The sequence below is a fragment of the Bacillus sp. GMa5/1 genome (assembly GCF_050172015.1).
In the GTDB taxonomy this organism is placed as follows: Bacteria; Bacillota; Bacilli; order Bacillales; family Bacillaceae_G; genus Bacillus_A; species Bacillus_A cereus.
On record NZ_JBNLYC010000152.1, the window covers coordinates 1 to 9,620 of the forward strand.

Below are 9,620 nucleotides of genomic sequence, written 5' to 3' on the forward strand. Positions count from 1 at the left end.
TGATTTATTAGAATACTGTCAAATAAATTATAGAGAGATTGAATTACATAAAGATGAAGTAGATATGAAAGCATTAATTGAACAAATCATGATTGGCTTTGTACCACAATTAGATGATGCTAATATGAGCTTTTATATTAAAAGTGATGAAGTGCTGTATGTAGAAGTTGATGTGGCACTTATAGTGAGACTATTTGAAAATATAATAGGTAATAGTATTATGTATGGAAAAGATGGAAAGGAAATTGCAATTGGAATTTCCAATAAAACAATGAATGTTGAAGTAGAAATTAAAAATTTTGGACAATGTATTCCGAAAGAGGACCTTCCTTACGTTTTTGAGAAATTTTATCGTAGTGAAAAATCACGTAGTTCTTATACTGGTGGGAAAGGAATGGGGCTTGCAATTTCAAAAAGTATAGCCGAGCTCCATCAAGGGGATCTAACTGTACGTAGTAACGATAAAGAAACAGTTTTCACTGTGAAATTACCGCAGTATAAAAAAGTAAGAAAGTCGTAAGTATTTCTTTTATATGTCGTAATTTTTACTTTGTATCATTGAGAAAAAGGATATGAGAGTAGGGATGCGACATGTGGAAGAAATTTTTATTAGTGATTATAGTTTCTTTTTTAATTATAAGTTGGATCTTAGTTTATGTAGCTAATGGTGTTACATCAGTTTTTGTTTGGTGGAGTATTCAGGCTTTTAGTTTTATTTCAGTTTTCCTCTTGGTAGGATCAGTAATAATATTTTTTTGGAAAGGCATTTTTAGAAAGCGGATAGATAGAACGCTATTTTTAATCATTCTGTTTTCTATCATTGGAGCTTGGCCTGTCGGTTGGTTTGCTAATATAGGTAGAATTGCTTACCCAGCAGATATACAATCTATGAGTCCTAAAGCAGTAGTTCGTGTTCCTTTGAATGAACGAGCATTAATAGGCTGGGGCGGTGATCAGTTAGAAACGAACTATCATGTTATAAAGCCAAATGAAAGGTGGGCATATGATATCCTCATTCCACCTGCTGAAGTGAAAAGTAGTAAGTTAGAGGATTACGGAATATATGGAGCGAAAGTAATGGCACCAGCTTCTGGGACGGTTGTATCAATCAATAATGATGAAAAAGATTTAATTCCCGGATTGGATGATTTTCAGTCAATGGCAGGGAATTACATATATTTACGGATAGATGAAACAGAGACATTTTTGATTCTTGCCCACTTAAAGAAAGGGTCCATTAAAGTTAGAGAAGGACAACGTGTAAATGAAGGAGAATTTCTTGCTCAAGTCGGTAACTCAGGAAGTTCAAGTGAGCCACATTTACATATCCATCATCAAAGGCAAAATCCGTCCAAGGTAAGTATGTTTTTTGCGGAAGGATTGCCACTTTACTTTCGAACTGAAAATGGTGTCATGATGCCGGAAAGAGGGACATACATAAGTGGTAACTAGAAGAAAATCATTTCATCCAAAAAGGGTATTCCAAATTAAAATTGGAATACCCTTTTTCATTATCCTACAAATGTTTGATACAGTAAGAAGATATTTAAAATGATAACGAGTGCTGCAATTATCCAAGCGATAAATGTTGTTATACGGTGGTTAACGAGTGCACCCATAATCTTTTTGTTACTTGTAAACATAATAAGTGGTACTAGCGCAAATGCAATACCGAATGATAAGACGACTTGGCTCATGACTAGAGCGTAAGTTGGATTTACACCTAAAGCGATAATAACTAATGGTGGAATCATTGTAATAAATCGGCGTAAGTATAACGGAATATGCATGCGAATGAAACCTTGCATAATAATATCACCCGACATTGTACCGACAGAAGAGCTAGATAGTCCTGCTGATAAAAGTCCAATCCCAAATAATGCAGCCGATACAGGACCTACTAAATTGGTAAATTGAGTGTAAGCAACATCTAAATCTTCAACGTGCAAGCCGTTTTTAAAGAATAGTGCAGCAGCAACAATTAACATACTTGCATTAATTGCTCCAGCAATAACCATTGCAATAATAATATCGATAAATTCGAAACGAAAAATCTTTTTCTTTTGTTCGTCAGTTGTTCCGACCACGCGGCGTTGTGTTAATGCAGAATGCAAGTATATTGCATGTGGCATAACTGTTGCACCTAAAATCCCTGCTGCAAGTAATATACTGTCTACACCTTGGAATTTTGGAATAAATAGTCCTGAAAGAAGGGGACTTAATTCTGGTTTTGCATAAAAAACTTGAATCCCAAAAGCAATTACTACAATGAAAATCATTCCTGTAATAATAGCTTCTAGTGGACGAAACCCTCTACGTTGAAACTCAAGAATAATAAATGATCCGGCTGCAGTAATTAAAGCGGCAGGTAGCATCGGGATTCCAAATAGTAAGTAAAGCCCCAAAGCAGCTCCAATAAATTCCGCTAAATCTGTAGCCATAATAACTAGTTCACCTTGTATCCATAAGCCGATAGACACAGGCTTTGGAAAATTTTCACGAGCTATTTCGGGTAAATTGTTTCCTGTAGCAATTCCTAATTTAGCTGATAAAGTTTGGATTAATACAGCCATTAAGTTAGAAGCGAGTATAACCCATAATAGTAAATATCCATATTGTGAACCAGCTGCGATATTTGTAGCAAAGTTGCCAGGATCAATATAAGCAACGGACGCGATAAAAGCGGGTCCTAAAAATGGTAACAGTCTTTTCCAGCCTTTTGTTTCTCCACTTAAAGCTAAGTGAGCTGATTGTACAGTTGTACTTTCAGAAGGGAGATGTTCATCTTTTGTTATATCTTTATTCATAGTAGTTTTCCCCTTTAAAATGTTAACTTGATGAAATTATTGTATTTATTCTTACTCATTATTTCAATACATTTAAATATGTTATATGGTAATTTCATTTGAACACGAAAGTTTCCTTAATGCAAATTATATGCCTTTATACAATGGATGGTGTGATAACGTAAAATGAATTGGGAGTTTATGGTGTGATGACATGGGGAAACATAGTGAATTAAAGGGCTGTTTTTGAAATTTATGTGAACATAAAGCCGATAATACAGCATATTAATTGATGGAATTGCATTTGTATGATATATAATATATTGGGATTACAACATAACCATAGTGTTTTGGTGTGTAATCTTGTTTTTTATTTTTGTTAACTGATAGAAAATAGTATAAAGAAAAGAAAATGGGATTCATTTTCTTATTATATATGTTTTGATATGAACGTTAACTTATACATGATTTAAAAAATTAGATAGGTGGTAGAAATACATTGGCAACTACAAAACCATACAGAGTATTACTATATTACATGTACACAACAATTGAAAACCCAGAAGAATTCGCGGCAGAGCATTTAGCATTTTGTAATTCACTTGAATTAAAAGGAAGAATTCTTGTAGCAAAAGAAGGTATTAACGGAACTTGTTCTGGAACTGTAGAACAAACAGAGAAATACATGGAAGCAATGAACAATGATCCACGTTTTGACGGTATCGTATTTAAAATAGATGAAGCTGATGGTCATGCATTCAAGAAAATGCACGTGCGTCCTCGTCCAGAGTTAGTTACACTTCGTCTAGAAGATGACATTAACCCACACGAAATAACTGGGAAGTATTTAGAGCCAAAAGATTTTTATGAAGCAATGAAACAAGAAGATACAGTTATCATTGATGCACGAAATGATTATGAATTTGATTTAGGTCACTTCAAAGGTGCGATTAAACCTGATATCGAATCATTCCGTGAATTACCAGATTGGATTCGTGAAAATAAAGAAGTACTTGAAGGTAAAAAGATTTTAACTTATTGTACAGGCGGAATTCGTTGTGAGAAGTTTTCTGGTTGGTTAGTTCGTGAAGGTTATGAAGATGTAAGTCAGCTTCACGGCGGAATTGTAACGTACGGAAAAGACCCAGAGGTACAAGGTGAGCTTTGGGATGGACAATGTTACGTGTTCGATGAGCGTATCGCTGTACCAGTAAACCAAAAAGAACATGTTATCGTTGGTAAAGACCACTTTACAGGTGAACCTTGTGAGCGCTATGTAAACTGTTCAAATCCAGAATGTAATAAGAAAATCTTATGTTCTGAAGAAAACGAAGCGAAATATTTACGTGCATGTTCTCATGAATGTCGTGTAAGTCCACGTAACCGCTACGTAATACAACATGAATTAACGGAAGAGCAAGTAGCTGCTGCATTAGAGCAAATCGAAGCAGGGAAGTAAACTGAATTCGTATAATAAAAGGGGTACTCCAAGTTTAATTTTGGAGCACCCTTTTTTTATTATCCGGCCCTTTTATTTGTCGGTTTTTGTCGGTAAGTCGATATATTTTAAAAATCGCTGATATATTTCGAGTTGCGCTGATATATCTTAAAAATCGCTGATATATTTCGAGTTGCGCCGATATAATCGGAAAATCGCTGATAAAGATTTCACTTACTGCAGCGCGCCAAGAATTTGAAAATAACCTTCTTTAATTTTTATCTTCTTTCTCTTTAACGGCAGAAAGTACAGTTTGTTTTACCCAAGCTTTTCTTCGTTTATGCTGTAAACCCCATTGGTATAAACTTTGGGCTCCTAAAATAAGTGAAATGACAATGCCGCTAATCGCGATTAATAGAGCGAAAAATTCAAGAGGTGACGATATTTTGTTTGAATCGGTGTTTCTTAAAAGGTCAATCATAGTAAACCCTAACATTTGGCCCACTACAGAGTAGAGCGTTAAAATTAATAATAAAAGGCTATCTTTTTTAGAGGCGACATTTTCTTGATATTTAAACAAACTATCAAGATTTTGTTTCGCGTTCGAGTATAGAACCTCAATATTAAAAAGTTTTCTTAAGCGGAAGAAAATATCTTCACTTTGTGATTGGGATACTAATTCTAAAGAAAAATAATTAGCAGTGAACGAATTGATCGAATAAATTAATTTCTCTATTTCATTAGTATCTTGTTCAATGTTTAGCTCAGCATAGGCGTTTGCCATTTTTAATAAAACAATTTTATGGAATAGGTTTAATAATAAAGCGTAATAAAATTCTCCGTACATTTGACTAGCAAGTTTAGCGATTTCGCGTTCTCCTTCATTTGTTACACATGTAAAAATATGTTCTTCCATTATGAAATAACGATTTGGAGCCCATCTCTGGTAAGCGTGTTTTTTTAAATAGTCATGAATGTAAGGAAGGTTATTTGCACTCACATATGGCTTACCATCACTTGTTAATCCGGAAAGACTAGAAGTACGATAAACATCCACTTCATTAAGTTCCATACCTTCTTTTAGTGACAATAAAGTTTGGACGTACATTCTTTGATCTTCGAAGAAAGGGAAGGTTTGAAAGTATGAACTTCGTAATCTCTTCTTTTCAAAGAAATCAGTTACGCCATGAAATAAATAACCAAAAATGAATTTTTCAACTTGGGAATACTTTTTTCCGTTACATTCAATACAAATAGTCTCATTTGTATCATTTTTAGTTTCAAGTACACGGAAGCGAGCAGCGAATTCGATTGCTTCAGATAAAGTCATGCTTGGAGCAGTGTTTACTTCTGTTCGAATTGTTAAGAAGCCAAGTTCATAAGGACAAAGTGTTACATCAATAGAGTGTATCTTGAATGGGATTGAAATAAGGTTTGTTGTTAAATGTCCAGTTAAGTTAAGGTCCTTTGAATAACGTTGCAAGCCCTTTTGATGCTCTGAGTGAGGAAAGAGAATTTTATTTGTAAATGAAAGATAGTATGCTTCCATATTTTGATGTGAAACTTTAAACTCCCCATAATATGTATTTTCATCATAGAGATGATCAAGCCGAAAAGGACGGAAATCGTTTTTTTGTAAGAAAGGGAACATATTTTGTTCATATCCAGCTTTAAAAGAAAACGGGAATATAAATTGAAATATAGCTGTTGCTACATCTTTTTCCTCAATTGCTTGTATTGCCTCCATCTACATTGTTTCCTTTCCATATATGCTATAGAAACAACATGCCCAAATTTATTTGAAAATAACCACTGTTTTATACTCGATTGAGAGTGAAAATTCAGCTTATTTAGCAGAGGACATGTATAATGTTATGTATACTAAAAGTTATAAAATTGTATTTTGAAAAGGGGGATGCTGTATGCGGATTTTAGTATTAGGCGCTGGTGGAGTCGGAGGATTTTTTGGTGGCAGATTAGTCGAAAAGGGAGAAGATGTTACATTTCTTGTTCGTAGTAAACGGAAAAAACAATTAGAGGAAAGAGGACTTGTAATCCGAAGTGTTAACGGGGATTTTTCCTTTCAACCGAAATTAATAACGAAGGAAGAGAGAACTTCTCCATTTGATGTCATTTTATTTTCAACAAAAGCGTATCACTTAAACGAGGCAATTCAAGATTTGAAGCCGTTTGTTGGCGAAGGTACTGTAATCATTCCATTGTTAAATGGTATCGCTCATTTATCACTATTACAAAAAGAATTCGGCGAAGAAAAAGTACTTGGCGGTTTATGCTTTATCGAGACGACGTTAAACGATCAAGGAGAAATTGTACAAACTAGCGCTACCAACAGACTTGTGTTTGGAGAAATTAAGTCTCAAAATTCAGAGAGAGTAAAGCATATTTCTAAAGCATTTGCAGGTACGAAATCTAGTTTTGTTTTAAGTGAAAATATTACGCAAGATATGTGGCATAAATATTTATTTATTACTGTAATGTCCGGTGTGACAACGTTAATGCGTGCACCAATTGGACCAATTCGTGAAAGTGAAGGCGGCCGTGATTTTATCCGTAATGTATTTGAGGAATCTGTACAAATTATGAAAGTATTAGGAGCTCCAATAAAGGTTAATATTGCCCAGGAACATATGAAAACAATTGATAAAATTTCGTATGATATGAAGTCATCGATGCAACGTGATATGGAGAAGGGTTCGTTTATTGAAGGGAAGCACTTGCAAGGATATTTACTGGATGTAGCAGAGCAATTTTCTATAGCGGCACCATTATTAGGCACTATATATCAAAATTTAAAGGTGTATGAAGAGATGACCTTTAACAGATCTGTAATAGAATTAGATGTATGAAAAAATAAAAAAGATAGCAATATATAAGTGTATTGCTATCTTTTTTATTTTTTTGTATGACAAATTATTTATTTCTTTTCGTTCTATCTGTCAAATTTATTTCCTGTTCACGTTTACCATATAACTGATTAATTTCATTTGCTACTGCATCTAAATATGAATCGGAAAAAATAGGCTTCTTTTCTTTAGACATAGGGGTCTCCTTTGCGGATTTTTTAGTATTCATTATGTATATTTCTCAGTGGATTATGCACAATCATTTTAATTTTTTTCTTATTAAAAATTTTTGTTTACTTTTTGAAAATAAAGGAGTATTATAATCCACAGTTTCAATTTTCTAAATCGCTGAAACCGCATGGTACGGGGGACCCGTTTTACGGATTAGTACATAATCCGATGGGGTGAATCCTTAAAAAAGGTAGGGCTACTCATAGGCCCGAATCCGACAGCTAACCTCGTAAGCGTTATATTGAGAAGGAAGGTGGAGCTTGTGCGACAAAAAAAATAATGTCTACAAGTCTATTTCGCTATGGCTTGTAGACATTTTTTGTTTTCTGAGTAAATAGTTTACTGGCTGCAACAAGCAGAAAAGTTCGTACAAAATTATTGGAGAGTGGACAGCATTGGTTTCATCTATTAAAAGATTTTTAATTGGAAGACCGTTAAAATCAACGGAGCTTGGAGAACAAAAGCTTAATAAAACGAAAGCTTTAGCTATTTTATCTTCTGACGCATTGTCATCAGTTGCTTACGGTCCAGAGCAAATTTTAATTGCTTTAGCAGGTGTTGGAGCGATCGCTTATTGGTATTCCATTCCGATCGCTGTTGGGGTATTAGTATTATTGACAGCCCTTATTTTATCTTATCGTCAAATTATTTTTGCTTATCCGCATGGCGGGGGAGCGTATGTTGTATCAAAAGAAAATTTAGGGATGAATCCAGGCTTAATTGCTGGAGGATCTTTATTAGTTGACTATATTTTAACTGTTGCGGTAAGTGTGTCCGCTGGTACAGATGCAATTACGTCTGCGTTTCCTAGCTTACATGCACACAACGTAATTATTGCGGTTATATTTGTTATATTAATTACGATATTAAATTTAAGGGGAGTAACGGAATCAGCTTCCGTTTTAGCATATCCTGTTTATTTATTCGTTTTAGCACTATTTATATTAATTGGTGTGGGCATATATAATATTTTAACTGGTCATGTTTCACCCACTTTACATGCGCCAATTGGTACACCAGTTGCAGGGATTAGTTTATTTTTATTACTAAGAGCATTTGCATCAGGTAGTTCTGCTTTAACAGGTGTTGAAGCAATTTCAAATGCAATTCCGAACTTTAAAGATCCTGCGCCAAACAATGCTGCAAAAACATTGCTTGCAATGGGTGCATTACTTGCTGTGTTATTTTCAGGAATTGTATTTTTAGCTTATTATTACGGAGTGACTCCGAGTAAAGAAGTAACAGTTGTTTCTCAAATTGCTGAACAAACATTTGGACGTAATTTCATGTACTATTTCATACAAGGTACAACAGCTTTAATATTAATTCTTGCTGCTAATACAGGTTATTCTGCATTTCCTTTATTAGCGGTTAACCTTGCAAAAGATAAATTCATACCGAGAATGTTTACGATTAGAGGAGACCGCCTAGGTTACTCAAACGGTATTATTATACTTGGAGTTGCTTCGATTATTTTAATTGTAGCTTTCCAAGGACAAACAGAACATTTAATTCCACTATATGCAGTAGGTGTATTTATTCCATTTACACTTTCTCAAACAGGGATGGTATTAAAATGGCTTCGCGAAAAGCCTGAAGGATGGGCTTTAAGATTAACGGTTAATTTAATTGGTGCAGTTATTAGTTTTATCGTAATGAGCATGTTCTTTTTAACTAAATTTGCACAAGTTTGGTCGATTCTTATTTTCTTACCAGTTATTATCTTCTTATTCCATCGAATTAAGAAGCATTATGATGCAGTGGGTGATCAATTAAGTTTAAAAACTTGCGAGCCTCTTATTCCAATTGAGGGGAATGTAATTGTCGTTCCTGTAGCAGGTATGACGCATGTAGTAGAAAATTCATTGAACTATGCGAAATCGCTTTCGGCAGATCAAGTTATCGCAGTATATGTTGCTTTTGACAGAGAAGAGGAAAAGAAATTTGAGGAGAAATGGAAGAAGTGGCAACCTGAAGTAAGGCTTGTTACATTACATTCTCATTATAGAAGTATTATTCAGCCGCTAACGAAGTTTATCGATACAGTGCAATATAAGGCAAGTGAATCGAATTACCGTGTTACGGTCGTTATACCACAGTTCATTCCGAAAAAAGGTTGGCATAACATTCTTCATAATCAATCCAGTTTACTTATACGTGCGTATTTACTTTATAAAAGAAATGTTGTTATTACGACAGTTCCATATCATTTGAAAAAATAAGAAAATTTTTTAAGGATAGCTTCGCGAAAATGAAGCTATCCTTTTTGTGTATATGCTATGCATAATTGCATATGGGGTT

At 34.4% G+C, this 9,620-nt stretch carries 8 protein-coding genes and 1 riboswitch; of the genes, 5 read left to right on the top strand and 3 right to left on the bottom strand.

From position 1 onward, the window contains the following. Both ACQGSG_RS23210 and ACQGSG_RS23215 read left to right on the top strand, forming a co-directional pair. A partial coding sequence (locus tag ACQGSG_RS23210; protein ID WP_426948128.1) for a sensor histidine kinase occupies positions 1 to 520 on the top strand: 520 nt, incomplete at its 5' end. 71 nt (positions 521 to 591) lie between these two features. Further along, a complete protein-coding gene (locus ACQGSG_RS23215) occupies positions 592 to 1,452 on the top strand; it encodes a M23 family metallopeptidase (protein WP_000265535.1) in 861 nt (286 codons plus the stop codon). A 59-nt stretch (positions 1,453 to 1,511) separates the two neighbouring features. On the opposite strand, the gene ACQGSG_RS23220 is transcribed toward ACQGSG_RS23215, so the two are convergent. Beyond that, complete coding sequence (locus ACQGSG_RS23220) at positions 1,512 to 2,807, bottom strand: Nramp family divalent metal transporter (protein WP_001030677.1); 1,296 nt, start codon at positions 2,805 to 2,807, stop codon at positions 1,512 to 1,514. A gap of 478 nt (positions 2,808 to 3,285) precedes the next feature. On the opposite strand from ACQGSG_RS23220, the gene ACQGSG_RS23225 reads away from it, so the two are divergent. After that, positions 3,286 to 4,245: a rhodanese-related sulfurtransferase gene (locus tag ACQGSG_RS23225; protein ID WP_000246214.1), complete on the top strand. Its 960-nt coding sequence runs from the start codon at positions 3,286 to 3,288 to the stop codon at positions 4,243 to 4,245. Between the two features lie 250 nt (positions 4,246 to 4,495). On the opposite strand, the gene ACQGSG_RS23230 is transcribed toward ACQGSG_RS23225, so the two are convergent. Continuing rightward, on the bottom strand, positions 4,496 to 5,971 hold the full coding sequence (locus ACQGSG_RS23230) for a hypothetical protein (protein ID WP_000387423.1): 1,476 nt from the start codon (positions 5,969 to 5,971) through the stop codon (positions 4,496 to 4,498). A gap of 175 nt (positions 5,972 to 6,146) precedes the next feature. Between ACQGSG_RS23230 and panE the strand changes: the two genes are divergently transcribed. Then, positions 6,147 to 7,091 carry a 2-dehydropantoate 2-reductase gene (gene panE, locus ACQGSG_RS23235; RefSeq protein WP_097855925.1) on the top strand — a complete coding sequence of 315 codons (945 nt, stop codon included), beginning with the start codon at positions 6,147 to 6,149 and terminating at the stop codon, positions 7,089 to 7,091. Positions 7,092 to 7,155: 64 nt separating this feature from the next. Here the strand turns inward: panE and ACQGSG_RS23240 are convergent, their stop codons facing one another. After that, positions 7,156 to 7,284 (bottom strand): hypothetical protein, encoded by a 129-nt coding sequence (locus ACQGSG_RS23240; protein ID WP_000031873.1) that lies wholly within the window; start codon positions 7,282 to 7,284, stop codon positions 7,156 to 7,158. A 140-nt stretch (positions 7,285 to 7,424) separates the two neighbouring features. Beyond that, positions 7,425 to 7,570, top strand: a riboswitch (cyclic di-AMP (ydaO/yuaA leader). A 144-nt stretch (positions 7,571 to 7,714) separates the two neighbouring features. Between ACQGSG_RS23240 and ACQGSG_RS23245 the strand changes: the two genes are divergently transcribed. Further along, positions 7,715 to 9,541, top strand: a complete 1,827-nt coding sequence (locus ACQGSG_RS23245) for an APC family permease (protein ID WP_000254887.1) — start codon at positions 7,715 to 7,717, stop codon at positions 9,539 to 9,541. Positions 9,542 to 9,620 lie beyond the last annotated feature (79 nt).